Raw genomic sequence first — 19,176 nt, 5'->3', positions numbered from 1 at the left:
TACTGAATTAGGACGATCCGCTGACGCATAACGAATTACTTTAAATATAGTGTCGAAATAACCTTGAAAATTTGAGGGATGACCTCATCTAATCTCCAGTAGCAATTTTGACCAATATCGGAGGTGTTATGCGTCTGGATCGTCTTACTAGCAAATTCCAGCTTGCCCTCGCCGATGCCCAGTCTTTAGCGCTTGGGCGCGACAACCAGTTTATTGAACCGTTACATTTGATGAGCGCACTGCTTAATCAGGATGGGGGGACGGTTCGCCCATTGTTGACCTCGGCGGGTATTAATGTTGCCAGTTTGCGCAGCGACATTGAGCAGGCTTTAGGTCGTCTTCCACAAGTTGAAGGTACCGGCGGTGATGTTCAACCATCAAACGAGCTGGTACGTGTATTGAATCTTTGTGACAAGTTAGCGCAAAAGCGTGCAGATAAGTTTATCTCTTCAGAACTGTTCGTGTTGGCAGTGCTTGAAGACCGCGGCACCTTAACTGACATGTTAAAGGCTGCCGGTGCAACAACTGATAAAATAGATAAGGCAATTGAAAATATGCGTGGTGGTGACAAAGTCGATGATCCAGGCGCCGAAGATCAGCGTCAGGCGTTGAAAAAATTCACTATCGACCTGACTGAGCGTGCAGAGCAGGGGAAACTTGATCCGGTGATTGGCCGTGATGAAGAGATTCGCCGTACTATTCAGGTGTTACAACGTCGTACCAAAAACAACCCGGTATTAATTGGTGAACCCGGTGTCGGTAAAACCGCCATCGTGGAAGGGTTGGCACAACGTATCGTCAATGGCGAAGTGCCTGAAGGCCTGAAACATAAACGTGTGCTGTCATTAGATATGGGCTCACTGATTGCCGGTGCTAAGTATCGTGGTGAATTTGAAGAGCGTCTAAAAGGCGTGTTGAACGATTTATCAAAACAAGAAGGTAGTGTGATCTTGTTTATTGATGAATTGCATACCATGGTTGGCGCTGGGAAAGGCGATGGGGCGATGGATGCTGGTAACATGCTGAAACCTGCGTTAGCGCGCGGTGAACTGCATTGCGTCGGTGCGACCACCCTGGACGAATATCGCCAGTATATAGAGAAGGATGCGGCGCTGGAGCGGCGTTTCCAGAAAGTCTATGTTGCGGAACCGACAGTCGAAGACACCATTGCCATTTTGCGCGGGCTGAAAGAGCGATATGAACTGCATCACCATGTGCAGATCACCGACCCGGCAATTGTTGCCGCGGCAACACTGTCGCACCGTTATATTTCGGATCGCCAGTTACCGGATAAAGCCATTGACCTGATCGATGAAGCCGGTTCCAGTATCCGTATGCAAATGGATTCAAAACCAGAATCATTGGATCGGCTGGAGCGCCGAATTATCCAATTGAAACTGGAACAGCAAGCGCTGAACAAAGAATCCGATGACGCCAGTAAAAAACGGCTGGAAATGCTCAATACCGAATTAGAGCAGAAAGAGCGTGAGTATTCTGAGCTGGAAGAAGAGTGGAAAGCTGAAAAAGCCTCACTGACTGGGACTCAGAATATTAAGACTGAGTTGGAACAGGCCAAAATTACCTTAGAACAGGCTCGACGTGTGGGTGACTTGGCTCGGATGTCAGAACTTCAGTACGGTAAAATCCCTGAGTTGGAAAAACAGCTAGCGGCAGCCAATGCGCTGGAAGGGAAAACCATGAAGTTGCTGCGCAATCGTGTCACTGAGGTTGAGATTGCTGATGTCCTGGCGCGCTGGACGGGTATTCCGGTATCACGCATGCTGGAAAGTGAACGCGATAAACTGCTGCGCATGGAACAAGACCTGCATAAACGTGTCATTGGTCAGGATGAAGCAGTCGAAGCAGTATCCAATGCTATCCGCCGTAGTCGTGCTGGGTTATCAGATCCGAACCGGCCAATTGGTTCCTTCTTATTCTTAGGCCCGACGGGTGTAGGTAAAACTGAATTATGTAAAGCATTGGCCACGTTCTTGTTCGACAGCGACGATGCCATGGTGCGTATTGATATGTCAGAGTTTATGGAGAAACACTCCGTATCTCGGCTGGTTGGTGCACCTCCGGGCTACGTTGGCTATGAGGAAGGTGGTTATCTGACGGAAGCGGTGCGCCGTCGTCCTTATTCTGTAATCTTGTTAGATGAAGTGGAAAAAGCACATCCTGATGTGTTCAACATCTTGTTGCAGGTATTGGATGATGGTCGCTTGACTGACGGGCAGGGGAGAACGGTTGATTTCCGTAACACTGTTGTCATCATGACCTCTAACCTCGGTTCAGATTTGATTCAGGAACGTTTCGGTGAAAGAAGTTATACCGAAATGAAGAATATGGTGATGGAGGTTGTTAGCCATCACTTCCGTCCTGAATTTATTAACCGTATAGATGAGGTGGTTGTCTTCCATCCGCTTGGTCGAGCACATCTGGCCTCAATTGCCAGTATTCAACTGGAGCGGCTGTATAAACGTCTGGAAGAGCGTGGCTATCAGGTTACCATTACTCAACCTGCGTTGGAGTTCCTGGGGGAAACCGGCTTTGATCCTGTTTATGGTGCACGGCCATTGAAACGCGCGATTCAGCAGGAAATCGAGAACCCGCTGGCGCAGCAGATACTTTCCGGCAAATTAATCCCGGGAGTACCTGTTACTTTAGATGTGGAAAACGGGCATATCATTGCCAGACAGTAATCGTTAATCCTCAAGGGGGCGAGAAATCGCCCCCTTTTTGTTTTCTTTTTCGCCATATTTGCGATTTTTGCCGTATTAATGAGCGGTTGAAAAGTTTTTTCAAATTAGGGGTTGCAGGCTGTCAGGAACTCCCTATAATGCGCCTCCACTGACCGGGAACAACGAAACATACTTCGCCGGGTCAGGAAGCGAAAAGAATGATTTTGACTTCGAAAGAAACCAAAGAAACTCTTGACTCTTCAGCGGGAAAGCGTATTATCTGCCTCCCGCGTTACCGTAAGATTCGCTGAAAGGCAAACAGGTAACGAACGCTCTTTAACAATTTATCAGACAATCTGTGTGGGCACTCGCAAGACGATATCGAAGCCTGTTTCGACAGGCAGAAGAAATATCAAAGTCTTGAAGAGTGACCAAAGCAGTACACATTTGAACTTCGGTTCGAATGCATATTTGCAGAAAGTAATCTTTGAGCATCGCTGCTTTTATTAGCAGCAAATCAAACAAATCTTAAATTGAAGAGTTTGATCATGGCTCAGATTGAACGCTGGCGGCAGGCCTAACACATGCAAGTCGAGCGGCAGCGGGAAGTAGTTTACTACTTTGCCGGCGAGCGGCGGACGGGTGAGTAATGTCTGGGAAACTGCCTGATGGAGGGGGATAACTACTGGAAACGGTAGCTAATACCGCATGACCTCGCAAGAGCAAAGTGGGGGACCTTAGGGCCTCACGCCATCGGATGTGCCCAGATGGGATTAGCTAGTAGGTGGGGTAATGGCTCACCTAGGCGACGATCCCTAGCTGGTCTGAGAGGATGACCAGCCACACTGGAACTGAGACACGGTCCAGACTCCTACGGGAGGCAGCAGTGGGGAATATTGCACAATGGGCGCAAGCCTGATGCAGCCATGCCGCGTGTGTGAAGAAGGCCTTCGGGTTGTAAAGCACTTTCAGCGAGGAGGAAGGCAATCGTGTTAATAGCACGGTTGATTGACGTTACTCGCAGAAGAAGCACCGGCTAACTCCGTGCCAGCAGCCGCGGTAATACGGAGGGTGCAAGCGTTAATCGGAATTACTGGGCGTAAAGCGCACGCAGGCGGTTTGTTAAGTCAGATGTGAAATCCCCGCGCTTAACGTGGGAACTGCATTTGAAACTGGCAAGCTAGAGTCTTGTAGAGGGGGGTAGAATTCCAGGTGTAGCGGTGAAATGCGTAGAGATCTGGAGGAATACCGGTGGCGAAGGCGGCCCCCTGGACAAAGACTGACGCTCAGGTGCGAAAGCGTGGGGAGCAAACAGGATTAGATACCCTGGTAGTCCACGCTGTAAACGATGTCGACTTGGAGGTTGTGCCCTTGAGGCGTGGCTTCCGGAGCTAACGCGTTAAGTCGACCGCCTGGGGAGTACGGCCGCAAGGTTAAAACTCAAATGAATTGACGGGGGCCCGCACAAGCGGTGGAGCATGTGGTTTAATTCGATGCAACGCGAAGAACCTTACCTACTCTTGACATCCACAGAACTTAGCAGAGATGCTTCGGTGCCTTCGGGAACTGTGAGACAGGTGCTGCATGGCTGTCGTCAGCTCGTGTTGTGAAATGTTGGGTTAAGTCCCGCAACGAGCGCAACCCTTATCCTTTGTTGCCAGCACGTAATGGTGGGAACTCAAGGGAGACTGCCGGTGATAAACCGGAGGAAGGTGGGGATGACGTCAAGTCATCATGGCCCTTACGAGTAGGGCTACACACGTGCTACAATGGCAGATACAAAGTGAAGCGAACTCGCGAGAGCAAGCGGACCACATAAAGTCTGTCGTAGTCCGGATTGGAGTCTGCAACTCGACTCCATGAAGTCGGAATCGCTAGTAATCGTAGATCAGAATGCTACGGTGAATACGTTCCCGGGCCTTGTACACACCGCCCGTCACACCATGGGAGTGGGTTGCAAAAGAAGTAGGTAGCTTAACCTTCGGGAGGGCGCTTACCACTTTGTGATTCATGACTGGGGTGAAGTCGTAACAAGGTAACCGTAGGGGAACCTGCGGTTGGATCACCTCCTTACCTAACGATACGCATTGCGCAGTGTCCACACAGATTGTCTGATAGAAAGTAACGAGCAAATAAGGCCGGACTGAGAGATTAGTCGGGCTTTAGTACCTTGTTGGGTCTGTAGCTCAGGTGGTTAGAGCGCACCCCTGATAAGGGTGAGGTCGGTGGTTCAAGTCCACTCAGACCCACCAACTCATCCTCATAGTGCGTTACAGACACACTCGTTTATACCCATAAACGTCGCGTGACTGCGCCTTGTCTGAGAATGAGTTATGCCGATAAGGTATTTTGCTTTTTATATGGGGCTATAGCTCAGCTGGGAGAGCGCCTGCCTTGCACGCAGGAGGTCAGCGGTTCGATCCCGCTTAGCTCCACCATATAAAAAACTATTTCAAAACGTACTGCGGTCGTAAGGCACAGTGTGTTGTGAAATATTGCTCTTTAACAATCTGGAACAAGCTGAAAATTGAAACAATACAGCTGAAACTTATCTCTCCGTAGAATTACTGAGGTAAGGATTAACCTGTAATAGAGTCTCTCAAATAATCGCAATGCCAATGTGCATTCTGATGAAGAGAGTCGCGTGAGCTAAGTGAAGGCAAGGCGTACGGCACGGAGGAAGCGGAGTGAACTTCATGTTCATGAGCATTCCGAGTACCGCACAACGCTGTATTCACGACGCGCAACCGACTTGAACAGAAGAAACACCTTTGGGTTGTGAGGTTAAGCGACTAAGCGTACACGGTGGATGCCTAGGCAGTCAGAGGCGATGAAGGGCGTGCTAATCTGCGAAAAGCGTCGGTAAGCTGATATGAAGCGTTACAACCGACGATACCCGAATGGGGAAACCCAGTGCAATTCGTTGCACTATTGCATGGTGAATACATAGCCATGCAAGGCGAACCGGGGGAACTGAAACATCTAAGTACCCCGAGGAAAAGAAATCAACCGAGATTCCCCCAGTAGCGGCGAGCGAACGGGGAAGAGCCCAGAGTCTGAATCAGTTTGTGTGTTAGTGGAAGCGTCTGGAAAGTCGCACGGTACAGGGTGATAGTCCCGTACACCAAAACACACTTGCTGTGAACTCGATGAGTAGGGCGGGACACGTGACATCCTGTCTGAATATGGGGGGACCATCCTCCAAGGCTAAATACTCCTGACTGACCGATAGTGAACCAGTACCGTGAGGGAAAGGCGAAAAGAACCCCGGCGAGGGGAGTGAAATAGAACCTGAAACCGTGTACGTACAAGCAGTGGGAGCCTACTTTGTTGGGTGACTGCGTACCTTTTGTATAATGGGTCAGCGACTTATATTTTGTAGCAAGGTTAACCGAATAGGGGAGCCGTAGGGAAACCGAGTCTTAACTGGGCGTCTAGTTGCAAGGTATAGACCCGAAACCCGGTGATCTAGCCATGGGCAGGTTGAAGGTTGGGTAACACTAACTGGAGGACCGAACCGACTAATGTTGAAAAATTAGCGGATGACTTGTGGCTGGGGGTGAAAGGCCAATCAAACCGGGAGATAGCTGGTTCTCCCCGAAAGCTATTTAGGTAGCGCCTCGTGAACTCATCTTCGGGGGTAGAGCACTGTTTCGGCTAGGGGGTCATCCCGACTTACCAAACCGATGCAAACTCCGAATACCGAAGAATGTTATCACGGGAGACACACGGCGGGTGCTAACGTCCGTCGTGAAGAGGGAAACAACCCAGACCGCCAGCTAAGGTCCCAAAGTCATGGTTAAGTGGGAAACGATGTGGGAAGGCATAGACAGCCAGGATGTTGGCTTAGAAGCAGCCATCATTTAAAGAAAGCGTAATAGCTCACTGGTCGAGTCGGCCTGCGCGGAAGATGTAACGGGGCTAAACCATGCACCGAAGCTGCGGCAGCGACACTTAGGTGTTGTTGGGTAGGGGAGCGTTCTGTAAGCCGTTGAAGGTGACCTGTGAGGGTTGCTGGAGGTATCAGAAGTGCGAATGCTGACATAAGTAACGATAATGCGGGTGAAAAACCCGCACGCCGGAAGACCAAGGGTTCCTGTCCAACGTTAATCGGGGCAGGGTGAGTCGACCCCTAAGGCGAGGCTGAAAAGCGTAGTCGATGGGAAACAGGTTAATATTCCTGTACTTGGTGTTACTGCGAAGGGGGGACGGAGAAGGCTAGGCTAGCCGGGCGACGGTTGTCCCGGTTTAAGCATGTAGGCGGAGCGACTTGGTAAATCCGGTTGCTTATCAACGCTGAGGTGTGATGACGAGCCACTACGGTGGTGAAGTAGTTGATGCCAAGCTTCCAGGAAAAGCCTCTAAGCATCAGGTAACATTAAATCGTACCCCAAACCGACACAGGTGGTCAGGTAGAGAATACTCAGGCGCTTGAGAGAACTCGGGTGAAGGAACTAGGCAAAATGGTGCCGTAACTTCGGGAGAAGGCACGCTGGCATTAGGTAAAGAGACTTGCTCTCGGCGCCGAAGCCAGTCGCAGATACCAGCTGGCTGCAACTGTTTAATAAAAACACAGCACTGTGCAAACACGAAAGTGGACGTATACGGTGTGACGCCTGCCCGGTGCTGGAAGGTTAATTGATGGGGTCAGCCGCAAGGCGAAGCTCTTGATCGAAGCCCCAGTAAACGGCGGCCGTAACTATAACGGTCCTAAGGTAGCGAAATTCCTTGTCGGGTAAGTTCCGACCTGCACGAATGGCGTAATGATGGCCAGGCTGTCTCCACCCGAGACTCAGTGAAATTGAACTCGCTGTGAAGATGCAGTGTACCCGCGGCAAGACGGAAAGACCCCGTGAACCTTTACTATAGCTTGACACTGAACATTGAGCCTTGATGTGTAGGATAGGTGGGAGGCATTGAAGTGTGGACGCCAGTCTGCATGGAGCCAACCTTGAAATACCACCCTTTAATGTTTGATGTTCTAACTCGGCCCCGTGATCCGGGGTGAGGACAGTGTCTGGTGGGTAGTTTGACTGGGGCGGTCTCCTCCCAAAGAGTAACGGAGGAGCACGAAGGTTAGCTAATCACGGTCGGACATCGTGAGGTTAGTGCAAAGGCATAAGCTAGCTTGACTGCGAGAGTGACGGCTCGAGCAGGTACGAAAGTAGGTCTTAGTGATCCGGTGGTTCTGAATGGAAGGGCCATCGCTCAACGGATAAAAGGTACTCCGGGGATAACAGGCTGATACCGCCCAAGAGTTCATATCGACGGCGGTGTTTGGCACCTCGATGTCGGCTCATCACATCCTGGGGCTGAAGTAGGTCCCAAGGGTATGGCTGTTCGCCATTTAAAGTGGTACGCGAGCTGGGTTTAGAACGTCGTGAGACAGTTCGGTCCCTATCTGCCGTGGGCGTTGGAAGATTGAGAGGGGCTGCTCCTAGTACGAGAGGACCGGAGTGGACGAATCACTGGTGTTCGGGTTGTCATGCCAATGGCATTGCCCGGTAGCTAAATTCGGAAGAGATAACCGCTGAAAGCATCTAAGCGGGAAACTTGCCTCGAGATGAGTCTTCCCTGGGGCTTTAAGCCCCCTGAAGGAACGTTAAAGACTATGACGTTGATAGGCTGGGTGTGTAAGTGCAGCGATGCATTGAGCTAACCAGTACTAATGATCCGTGAGGCTTAACCTTACAACACCAAAGGTGTTTTAGATTTGAGAGATAGAAATTTTCAGCGAAGTTCCGAGATTGGGCTGGCTGGCTGTATGGAGACATATAGCGGGTTTAGTTTAGACAGAATTTGCCTGGCGGCCTTAGCGCGGTGGTCCCACCTGATCCCATGCCGAACTCAGAAGTGAAACGCCGTAGCGCCGATGGTAGTGTGGGGTCTCCCCATGCGAGAGTAGGACACTGCCAGGCATCAAATAAAGCCGAGACCCCATGCCAAAAGCGTGGGGTTTTTGCTATGGGCAGAATAGTGAAATAGGTATAAATAGTGACCTTAGAGTGGTTGCGTCGCAGGGCTCATAGTCAGACGAGTCAAATATTGCAGGGGCAGGTGAGTCAAATCCGGCCGTCACAGCGATGAATAAAACAAAAGGCTACCTTGATAGGTGGTTTTTTTTGTTTATGGATTTAGCTGTGAGGATTTGAACCAGGTAAGTAAGGTTTTATCGTAGGAATAGCGTGTTTATTGCTGTAGTGGGGTCAGTTTGCCGCTTGATAAAGGCTGTAACCTGTCATTGCACCGGCGACGTCCCAGGCAAAATCCTTCCAGCTCCAGCCAGTCCCACCTTGACGACTATCATATAACTCCTTACCCGCCCCGATCCCGATAGAAAACAGCAGGCCAAAATTACGGCTCTTGGCATCGGACCAATTTTGATGTTCACCATAGGCAGTGCCAGCGGCGGCTAAAACGGCGGAGGCAAAGAAATGTTGTGCCTTATCTTTCCCAGTCCAATTATCATTAGCCATATGCGTGCATGCAGAACTGAGAAAAAACAGTGGGGCGATAAGTAATGGGCGAAGATAAGGTGGGCACCACATGCCGTCTCTCCTCTGGCTAGATACAAAAAACCCGGCATGTAACCGGGCTTTCATATTTATAGAATGCGGCTAATCAGCCGATCGATACGGATCCTGCGCAAACGACGGATCAATTTGCGAACCTTGACTGGATATTGCTGAATATTCTCAAGCTCAAGGTAATGTGAAACAACTTTAGTATGAGTACGGATACACTCCAGCTCTTTAGCGCGCTGCTCGTGCATCTCATGCTTAGGATCGTGGATCAAAATGGCATTTTCCAGATCCAAACGCCATGCGCGTGGATTCAGGTTATTACCGGTAATCAACTGCCAATTATTATCAACCCACATTCCTTTCAGATGATAAGTATTGTCGCCATCTTTCCACAGGCGCACGATTAATTGCCCGCTATCGACAAAACGCTGTAAGCGACTCAGGAAGCGACGCAGGTTGATTTCGTATAAGTAAGGTAACGCGCCAATAATCTTAAACGGTTGATCTTCTGGAATATAAAAGTCATTTGCTGTTTTGTCACCAACAATAATCTCGACCTGTTTGCCTTCACGCAGTAGATAAATGATATTGCGGACTAACAGTGCTGGCAGATTAAAGTAAGGTGTACAAATAGTGAGTCGTTCGTCAGCGGAGGCCATTAAATGATGAATTGTTTTATTCAGTTGACTCTTTTTGCCTAAGCCAACCAATGGGGTGACGGCCAGTTCATCATTACTCGCTTGTGCCGGAAATTGATAGCCGATGTCGCGCAGTGACGAGCGAAACTGTCGGGTCTCATTTTTAATCTCAGGATTGGTCGGCCGATCAGCACGATCCAAGCGTTGCACCGCTCCTGCACTTAGCATCCGTTGTTTCACGTAATCGACCATAATTTCGGCCAATGATGGGTTCGTGATTAATTGGTATCGGTCATAACGATACTTATCGTTTTGATAGAGGTAGACATCATTGATACTGGCACCACTGTAAATCACAGTATCATCAATGATAAAACCTTTCAGATGCAACACGCCGAGTGCTTCGCGAGTATTGACTGGAACACCGTAAATCGGAACGCAAACATTCGGATGATTGGCCGCCATTTCACAGTACCAATCAGCATTGGTATTGACCGCTGCGGCTCCAATACGCCCACGTTGTGCGCGGTGCCAGTCTACCAGCACGCAAATCTCCAGCTCTGGGCGCTGAAGCTTAGCCTGATAGAGGGCATTCATTACGTCCCGGCCTGCATCATCCTGCTCCAGGTAGAGCGCCACCAGATAAATACGTTTGGTCGCCAGGCCTATTAAATCCAGCAGAGTGGAGCGGAAAACCTTGGGGCAATAAAGTGTTTGGACATCATCAACTGACTGAGGGAGTTTGGGCAGTTGTGCAAGGTGTTGTTGATGTTTACTACGTTTGAATTTTGACAACATCACAGTGCGCTTCTTCTCTTGTTATTTGATGGCAGAACCGCCATATCCTAAAAACACTAATCCATTGAGTTGGGCGATAATACCACTACTTTCGCGGATTGTGCGCAAGTTTTGCCTGCCAAAGACCGAATCGTTTGGGGTTGTGGTATATATCACGGTGATTCATGTAACTGAAATCAAAGTGTCAGCTCCAGATTAACGATCCCATCTTCCATCTGTACATCAATACTAAAACCGAGTTTTTTAGCTAAACCGATCATGCCACGGTTGTTGGGCATGGTGACTGCGGTTAACCGTGTTAACCCATGGCTGCGAGTATACTGAATCATCTTTTCTAATAGTTCCCGCCCCAGACCCAGCCCTTTAAGGTCTGAGCGCACCAACACGGCAAACTCGGCGTCAATATTGTCAGGGTCAGACAATGCGCGCGTGACGCCAATAATTTCAGGGCCATTATTTTTTTGGCGCACAGCGACAAATGCCATTTCTCGATCATAGTCAATCTGCGTCATATTCGCCAAATCCTCATGGCTGAATTCATTTATTTCACTGAAGTAGCGATAGTAGAGATCTTCTTTAGTGACTTGATCAATAAACAATTTTAGTAGTGGTTCATCTTCTGGCAAAATTGGGCGGAACAGACAGTGAGAACCATCTTTAAGTTCGACCTTTTGTTCCAACTCGTGTGGATAGGGACGGATCGCCAACCGTGCCTGCGGATCGCCGCTGACAGGTGCCAGTTGCATCGAAACATCCAACAGCGTGAATTCGCTGCCTGACGCAAGTACCGGGTGAATATCTAACCGGCTGATTTCGGGGCAATCGAGAATTAGATTAGAGACTTGTACCAGTAAACGGCTCAAGCCAGGGATGTCCAAGGGTTGTAATGATCCACGGCTGCGAATTTTGCCGCCTTTGACCGCTTGTATAATCAGGTAGCGGGCCAGTGCCATATTGAGTGGCGGCAGCGCGACGGCGGCCTGAGTTTCATGATGCCATTCGATGCCACCTTCACCTAACATGATCAACGGGCCGAAAATCGCATCTTGCTCTACTGCAATTCGCAATTCCTGAGCGCCTGCGCGGTTCGCCATACTTTGCACCAGCAACCCGTGGATACGGGCTTGCGGATAAGTGCGCCTTACCCGGTCAAGAATATCGTCAGCAGCCCGCTGTACTTCAATTGCGGTACGAAGATACAGCATTACGCCCTGGACTTCTGACTTGTGCGGGATATCCGGCGAGCGTAGTTTGATGGCAACCGGATAGCCCAATCGTTCGGCGATATGCACCGCTTCTACGCTATCACTGGCAATCCAGGTTGGCAGTGTGCTGAGGCCATAAGCTTCAAGTATCGGTTGTACTTCATGGGTATCAAGCTGGGTGGCACCTTCTGCCAGCGCCTGGCGAATCAACTGATGCACGTGGGCGGTGTTGGCGGTGAGGCCGACAGGCAGCGCAGGTGTCTCTTTCAATTGCTTCTGGTTACGGCGATATTCCACCATATGCATAAAGGCAGTAATCGCCCCTTCCGGTGTGCGATAGGTGGGGATCCCGGCTTCGGTGAACAGTCGGCGTGCATCTTGCGATGAATATTCACCACACCAGTTAGTGAGCAGAGTAAGGCGCTTGCCGCGTGGGTGCTGACGGATAGCGGAAATCAGTAATTCCGCCGTTTTGCTTCCTGGCGCAGCAGCGCTCGGGGAATGAATCAGCAATAGCGCATCGTAGTCGGTACTGTCCAGTAGCGGTTTAAGTGCCGCCAGATAGCGCTCAGCGCTGGCATCATCGCGCAAGTCTATGGGGTTACGTAAGGAAACAAAAGAGGGTAGCACGGCACTCAGCGCCGATTGGGTGGTATCAGACAGTGTTGCCAACTTGCCATTACGGCTGATCAGCTCATCCAGCGCCATGGCCGCCGGGGCGGAACCATTGCTGACAATCAATAACCGTTCACCCCGTAGTGGGTGCATGTGGCTGAGTGTTTCGACGGCGGAGAATAGCTCGTGAGTATCCTGCACCCGCAGCAGGCCTGCCCGCTGAATCGCCGCATCATAAGCCGCGTCCAGCCCTTGCTGACCATTTAGCAACTGCTGAGCACGCTGTGTGCGGCCACTTTTGACCACCAGAATCGGTTTATTGCGCGAAGCGCTGCGCGAGGCGGATAAAAACCGGCGCGCATCACTGATATGTTCGATATACAGCATAATGGCACTGGTTTTGCCATCTCTGGCCAGGAAATCGAGTAAGTCATCGACATCAATATCCAGGCTGTCACCCAGCGCAATAAAATACGAGAAGCCAACTTCCCGCTGCTGCGCCCAGTCGAGAATGGTGTTGGCTACCGCGGCTGATTGAGAGATAAATGCCAGCCGCCCTTTCTTGATGGGAACGGGTGAGAAACTGGCATTTAACCCTTGCCACGGAGCCAGCAAACCCAGGCTGTTGGGGCCAAGTAAGCGCATATGATGGCGTTGCGCGCAGGCTTTCAGCTCTGGGAACTGTTCGGTTGCGGCAGACAGAATGATGACTGCTTTACAGCCACGGATGCCGAGATCTTCCAACAGGGCCAAATTGCGGCTGTCATGAGTACACAAAATCGCCAGATCGGGCGTAATCGGCAGGCTAGCGATATCTGCGTAAGCCAACACACCACATACTGCTTTATGGGTTGGGGTCACCGGTAGAATAGGGCCATTGAAGCCGCCATCCAGCAAATTACGCATCATCAGGAAACCGGCGCGATCCGGTTTTTCAGAAGCGCCGATAACCGCAATAGACTTCGGGCGTAGTAGTGCTTCTAATCCACGTTGGCTCATCGTTTATCCCCGTTATCTTTCAAGTTGCAGGTGTGTTGGCTGCGCTCACTCAGCCTGCGGGCTCGCATCAATACTGTTCAAACTGGTTCCAGAACGATTCGCCGCCTTTCTGCGCCCTGAAATCTATTGGGTATAAGTTAAAGACAGCTTATCTGATTTTATGTGCTTTCTTCGACAGTTGCTGTGACTCGCCCCACTGGATGGTGAGGTTTTCCCGCTAAATATTGCTGGCGGAAATAGAGGAAATGGGCCGTTAATTGGTCTGCGGCCTGAATATCACCCGCTTGTTGTAGCAGAGCAGCGGCGACTTCGACCGTGCAGTGTTGCTCTGGGCGTGGGGCTTCGCGTAACAGATAATCCGAGCTATTAGTGACATTGAGTGACAGCATCGGCAGGTCAGCCAGATAGGGACTTTTGCGGAACATCTTTTTGGCTTCGTTCCAGGTGCCGTCCAACAGTATAAATAGCGGAGGCTTATCGCTAATGGGCAAGTGATTAAGTATCTGCCGTGGCGGTTCAGCGTATTTTTCTGGGAATACGACATATGGCTGGCGCGCAGGGTCGCCAATGGCCGCCAGCAATACAGGGTCAACTTCAGTGCGCGCCCAGAGAAAGGCTTGGGTGTCGGGTAGAATATCTGCGATCAAGCGGCCGGTATTGCTGGGTTTTAGGGGTTCGGTATCAAACATAATCAGGCAAAAGCGGCTGGCGGCTGGCTGCGGTTTTATGGTATCGCACAAACAAAAACGCTCTGCCAACAGGCAGCCCTGACAACGTATTGCGCGACAGCCACGGGCACGATAGGCGCGCGTGGATGCGGCTAAACGCTGCCGGCGTAAACGCAGTACGGCATTTTCCGTCGTGAGGATCGTATCTAATAAAGCATGGTCAGTGATCAATATTTCAGTCACGACGGACTCCTGATGAAATAGCGCTATTCTAATCAATCCATACGCTTAGTCATACCATAAAACAAAAAAACAATGCCCCGACAAAAAACTGTCAGGGCATCAATCTCACCGGGCGACTACGTTGCGCCGAGACGCGATAAATGAGTTAAACTAGCTTATCGGGCGGCTGGCTCTACTGATAATTGCTCATCTAGCCAATGATCAAAAGGCGCTTTTGGCAATGCGCCACTGAGCATGTCGACCATTTTTCCGTTGCGGTACAGCATAATAGTAGGAATGCTGCGGATACGGAAACGGGTACTAAGCTCGGGTTCGGCTTCGGTGTTAACTTTGACGAAACGGACTTTTCCGGCGCGTTCTGCGGCAACATCTTCAAAGATAGGCGCGAAGCTGCGGCAAGGCCCGCACCACGGAGCCCAGAAGTCGATGACCACCGGCAGGTCATCTTGCAGCAATTTATCCAGCGTTTCAGTGGTGGCGTTAATCACCTCGCCATCAAATAAAGAGTGGCCGCAGCGCCCACATTTAGCGCCGTCATCAATACGTTCTTCCGGTAGGCGGTTAGTCGCCATACAAGCTGTACATACCGTATTCATAAATTAGCCTTTATTTAGTGTCTCAATAGATAGAAGAGAAAACATCGCTGACTTGTTTCCTTGTTGTTATCTATTATGGAGATAAATGGGATAAGTGCCAAAAAGGTTTATTCGATGAATACGATAGTTGCTAGCTTTTAGCGCTTGCTTATGGCTAACCGGGCGGACATCAGGTAATCTTCGCGCCCTGCGCGTTGGTGGAGAAGACAATGAACGATTCATTTAGTGGCAAAAACGGCAAAGTTAAAGTGATGTACGTCCGCAGTGACGAAAGCAGCAGTGACGACCGTAACAACAATAACCGTAGTAAAAACCAGCGTCCGGCAAGCAAAGGTCGTCCAGGTGACAATGCGAGTCGGGGCAGTTCATCGCGTAATAATGATTCACGTCGTAATGATTCCGGCCGTAATGAACGCGTGAGTCCTAGCCGCCCGGCACGTTCTGAAGGCAATGGCCCTTACGATTCACCGTGGAAAACGGTATCCCGTGCGCCATCAGAAGAGCCAGAGTTTGATCATGGTGGCATCAGCGGTAAAAGTCATGTAGATCCGGCGCAATTGCGCCGTCAGCGGGCTGAAGAAACACGTGTTTATGGTGAGAATGCTTGTAAGGCATTGTTTGAAAGCCGCCCAGACGCTATCGTCCGCGCCTGGTTTGTGCAGTCAGTTACCCCTCGTTTTCGCGAAGCGTTGAAATGGATGGCGGCTAACCGCAAGGCTTATCATGTGGTTGAAGAAGAGGAGCTGGCGAAGGCTTCTGGCACTGAACACCATGGTGGTGTGTGCTTCCTTATCAAGAAACGTCAGGGTCTGGATGCAGAAACCTATCTGCAACAGCAGACTCAGGCTAAAGATTGTGTACTGGCGCTGGAAGATGTGGGTAACCCACATAACCTCGGCGGCATTATGCGGACCTGTGCGCATTTCGGTATTAACGGCGTGTTGTTGCAAGATCCGGCGATGCTGGAATCGGGTGCTGCAGTGCGTACGGCTGAAGGTGGTGCGGAGCATATCAAGGCTATCAATGCAGACGATTTCCTCTCGGTATTGGATACCTTCCGTAAAGCCGGTTACACCATCGTGACCACATCGAGTCATAAAGGTGTCAGTCTGTCAAAAGCTGAACTGCCTGCCAAAATGGTGCTGGTATTAGGTCAAGAGAGTGATGGCCTGACCGACAGTGCCTGGCAGCAGGGCGATATGAGTGTGTCTATCGGCGGTACTGGCCGGGTAGAAAGCCTGAATGTGTCAGTGGCAACCGGTATTTTGCTGTCGGAGTGGTGGCGTCAGAATAGCGCCCAATAATACCCTGGTCCTTGCAGCAGCAGGGTTGTTAGCGGCATTGCTTGCTGCCTACCTGCAACTCCAATGACTTTGGGTATATCATTGAGCTAGAAAAATAAAAAAGGGCGCTGATGATAAGTCAGTGCCCTTTTTGTTGCTCAGCGTTAGCCGCTAGTGCGCACCGCCGCCGCCACCGGAGGTAAAGGGTGGCTTGGCAAACCACACCAGCGCCAGCAGCAGCAGGAATACCCCCGCCGAGAGCCAGAAGATCTCATTTGCTGAGATAATCAGCCCCTGATTGGTAATTTCCCGTGCCAGATAAGCCGAGGCTTGTTGCTGATTCATCCCCAGTTTTTCCAACTCCTGATACATCAATGTCGCATTCGGGTTGAACGGGTTAACAAACTCGGTCAGTTGCGAATGGTGCATCGATTCTCTTTGCGTCCAGAGCGTTGTGGTGATGGAGGTACCAATCGATCCCGCCAAGGTTCGCAGGAAGTTAGACAAACTGGATGCTGCGGCCATGCGCTCTGGCGGCAAGCCAGATAACGTAATGGCGGTCAGTGGCATAAAGAAGCAGGCAATAGCAAAGCCTTGCACAAATTGTGGCCACGCCGATGCACCAAAATCCATTCCCGGTTCGAATGTGTAAGCCCGCCAGTAGAAACATACCGCATACATAATGAAGCTGAAGGTGACTAACTGTCGCATATCAATTCGATGAGAGAAGCGGCCAATGATCGGTGATAACAGCACCGGCAATATGCCTACCGGCGCAGATGCCAAGCCAGCCCAGGTGGCGGTGTAGCCATATACCTCCTGTAGTAGTTGTGGCAGCAAGACAATAGCGCCAAAGTACAACATATAGGCCAGGCTGATACACAAGCAACCAATGGTAAAGTTTCTCGATTTGAATAACGAGAGATCAATCACTGGGTGGTCGTCGGTTAGTTCCCAGACTATCAAGAAGGTAATGGCAATCACGGCAATGACCGTCAGGACGATAATCTCGGTCGAGTTAAACCAATCCAGCTCCTTACCTTGGTCAAGCATGATTTGTAACGCGCCGATCCCAACCACCAATAGCACCAGCCCCACCGTATCAATGGGTTTGATTTCAGTTTTGGTCTCACGCCCTTTTAAGGTACTGCCTGCGACCAAAATAACCACCAGCCCGATAGGGATGTTGATAAAGAAGATCCAGCCCCAGTGATAGTTATCGCTGATATAACCGCCGAGGATCGGCCCAAATATCGGGGCCACGACAATTGTCATCGACCACAATGCCAAGGCCATACTTCGCTTGGCTGGCGGATAATTATTCAGTAACAGGCTTTGCGATAGCGGAATCAATGGCCCTGCGACCAATCCCTGAATCACCCGGAAGAAGATAAGCATCCCCAGGCTGTTGGAAATACCACACAACCATGAAGCCAGAGCAAATAGTCCGGTTGCCCACAGGAACAGGCGCACTTCACCAATGCGCTTGGCCAGCCAGCCGGTGATGGGGATCGAAATAGCATTTGCCACCCCGAACGAAGTAATAACCCAAGTGCCTTGCGAATTGGATGAGCCTAAATCACCGGCAATAGTAGGAATAGCCACGTTTGCAATGGTGGAGTCCAACACCTGCATGAAGGTTGCTAATGATAGCGCGACCGTCATCCAGGCGAGTTGGGCACCCTCAAGCGGTTTTTGTGCCACAGAGGCCTCCGGCGCGCTTAACTTGCATTTGCATCAACATTAACCCGCATTCGCATGAACAATGTCGCTAATCATTTGATTAACCGGTGCTAAATCCAGTGACAGCGCGTTAGTTACAAATGCAGGTTCTTTACGCACATTTTGTGCCAGCACTTGGCCGTCGGTATTGGCGGTATCCACTCTAACCGTGGTAGACAGGCCAATACGCAGCGGATGTTCAGCCAGTTGTTTGTTATCCAGTTCGATACGGACTGGCAGGCGCTGAACCACTTTAATCCAGTTACCGGTGGCATTTTGCGCCGGTAACAGTGAGAAGGCGCTGCCGGTCCCCATGTCCAGACCAACCACTTTCCCCTGATAAACCACGTCATCACCATAGAAATCAGTTATGACTGTGGCGCTTTGGCCAATGCGCATATTCGCTAACTGTGTCTCTTTAAAGTTAGCGTCAACCCACATCTGGTTTGCCGGGATAACTGCCATTAATGGCGCGCCATTGGCAATTTCAGCACCCACTTGCACACTGCGGCGTGAAACAAAACCGTCTACCGGGCTGACAACTTTGGTCCGTTGCAAGGAGAGCCAGGCATCACGTAACTTGGCCGCAGCCTGCTCGACAGCCGGTTGTTTTTCTAATGGGGTATTTAAAACCAATGCCTGATTGGCATTGTATTGTGCAATCGCAACATCCAGCGAAGCCTGTGCGGCATCGACGGCATCACGGGCGTGTTGCAGTTCTTCACGGCCAATGACATTAGCCGAACCGAGCACCACACGGCGTTGTAGGTCATTTTGTGATTTACTCAGTTCAGTTTTTTTCAGGGCAATATTCGCCTGATACTGCTTACTGTTAATCATGAGCTGGTGGGTTTGACGCACACTGTTAGCCAGTGCGGTTTTTGCCTGCTCAAACGCCTGTTCGGCATCAGTTGGGTCAAGAGCCAGCAGTACATCGCCACTTTTAACAAAATCTGTATTTTCGAAATTGACACTGACTACGCTGCCGGGAACCTGCGACATGATCTGTATCTGGTTGCCTGAAATATAAGCATTATCAGTCTCTTGATGATGACGTAACACCAAGAACCAATAAATAAAATAGGCCACGCCAAGGATGATAAAAATAACCGTCAGGAGAAGAAGTATGCGTTTACGTTGCTTCTTCTTGTTCTGCGGTTGTTGCGGGATTTGAGCTTCCGCGCTTGTACTCATGGTCTTCCCC

Annotated in this window: 9 protein-coding genes, 2 tRNA genes and 3 rRNA genes; 7 read left to right on the top strand and 7 right to left on the bottom strand. The window is 50.4% G+C overall.

The genetic code is table 11. The features are described 5' to 3' along the window. The first annotated feature begins 128 nt into the window (after nt 1-128). The 6 genes from clpB (at nt 129) to rrf (ending at nt 8,599) form a co-directional block, all read left to right on the top strand. Nucleotides 129-2,702, top strand: a complete 2,574-nt coding sequence (gene clpB, locus V1953_RS16565) for an ATP-dependent chaperone ClpB (protein ID WP_372558124.1) — start codon at nt 129-131, stop codon at nt 2,700-2,702. A 509-nt stretch (nt 2,703-3,211) separates the two neighbouring features. Continuing rightward, nucleotides 3,212-4,754, top strand: a 16S ribosomal RNA gene (locus V1953_RS16560). A gap of 102 nt (nt 4,755-4,856) precedes the next feature. Then, nucleotides 4,857-4,933 (top strand) — tRNA-Ile (locus V1953_RS16555). A gap of 110 nt (nt 4,934-5,043) precedes the next feature. Beyond that, a tRNA-Ala gene (locus V1953_RS16550) sits at nt 5,044-5,119 on the top strand. Nucleotides 5,120-5,463: 344 nt separating this feature from the next. Continuing rightward, nucleotides 5,464-8,371 (top strand): 23S ribosomal RNA (locus tag V1953_RS16545). 112 nt (nt 8,372-8,483) lie between these two features. Beyond that, nucleotides 8,484-8,599, top strand: a 5S ribosomal RNA gene (rrf, locus tag V1953_RS16540). Together the 16S, 23S and 5S rRNA genes with 2 tRNA genes alongside form the textbook arrangement of a ribosomal RNA operon. 288 nt (nt 8,600-8,887) lie before the next feature. On the opposite strand, the gene V1953_RS16535 is transcribed toward rrf, so the two are convergent. From V1953_RS16535 to trxC, 5 genes are all read right to left on the bottom strand, one after another. Beyond that, nucleotides 8,888-9,229, bottom strand: coding sequence for a YfiM family lipoprotein (locus tag V1953_RS16535; protein WP_083160207.1), 342 nt, complete (start codon nt 9,227-9,229; stop codon nt 8,888-8,890). Between the two features lie 56 nt (nt 9,230-9,285). Continuing rightward, nucleotides 9,286-10,638 (bottom strand): CDP-diacylglycerol--serine O-phosphatidyltransferase, encoded by a 1,353-nt coding sequence (gene pssA / locus V1953_RS16530; RefSeq protein WP_372559835.1) that lies wholly within the window; start codon nt 10,636-10,638, stop codon nt 9,286-9,288. 179 nt (nt 10,639-10,817) lie between these two features. Next, nucleotides 10,818-13,460 (bottom strand): bifunctional acetate--CoA ligase family protein/GNAT family N-acetyltransferase, encoded by a 2,643-nt coding sequence (locus V1953_RS16525; protein WP_442848094.1) that lies wholly within the window; start codon nt 13,458-13,460, stop codon nt 10,818-10,820. A 158-nt stretch (nt 13,461-13,618) separates the two neighbouring features. Beyond that, nucleotides 13,619-14,371, bottom strand: a complete 753-nt coding sequence (locus V1953_RS16520) for a tRNA-uridine aminocarboxypropyltransferase (protein ID WP_442851137.1) — start codon at nt 14,369-14,371, stop codon at nt 13,619-13,621. A 155-nt stretch (nt 14,372-14,526) separates the two neighbouring features. Then, nucleotides 14,527-14,967: a thioredoxin TrxC gene (trxC, locus tag V1953_RS16515; protein ID WP_372568735.1), complete on the bottom strand. Its 441-nt coding sequence runs from the start codon at nt 14,965-14,967 to the stop codon at nt 14,527-14,529. 209 nt (nt 14,968-15,176) lie between these two features. Between trxC and V1953_RS16510 the strand changes: the two genes are divergently transcribed. Beyond that, complete coding sequence (locus tag V1953_RS16510) at nt 15,177-16,271, top strand: tRNA/rRNA methyltransferase (RefSeq protein ID WP_083160197.1); 1,095 nt, start codon at nt 15,177-15,179, stop codon at nt 16,269-16,271. Between the two features lie 150 nt (nt 16,272-16,421). Here the strand turns inward: V1953_RS16510 and emrB are convergent, their stop codons facing one another. Together emrB and emrA are read right to left on the bottom strand one after the other, a co-directional pair. Continuing rightward, nucleotides 16,422-17,954, bottom strand: a complete 1,533-nt coding sequence (emrB, locus tag V1953_RS16505) for a multidrug efflux MFS transporter permease subunit EmrB (protein ID WP_083160195.1) — start codon at nt 17,952-17,954, stop codon at nt 16,422-16,424. Nucleotides 17,955-17,993: 39 nt separating this feature from the next. Next, nucleotides 17,994-19,166 (bottom strand): multidrug efflux MFS transporter periplasmic adaptor subunit EmrA, encoded by a 1,173-nt coding sequence (emrA, locus tag V1953_RS16500; RefSeq protein ID WP_083160193.1) that lies wholly within the window; start codon nt 19,164-19,166, stop codon nt 17,994-17,996. Nucleotides 19,167-19,176 lie beyond the last annotated feature (10 nt).

It is taken from the genome of Yersinia sp. 2541 StPb PI, assembly GCF_052217145.1.
In the GTDB taxonomy this organism is placed as follows: domain Bacteria; phylum Pseudomonadota; class Gammaproteobacteria; order Enterobacterales; family Enterobacteriaceae; genus Yersinia; species Yersinia enterocolitica_E.
Note: the sequence above shows the minus strand (reverse complement) of the source record. Positions and strands in the feature narration are given on the sequence as shown.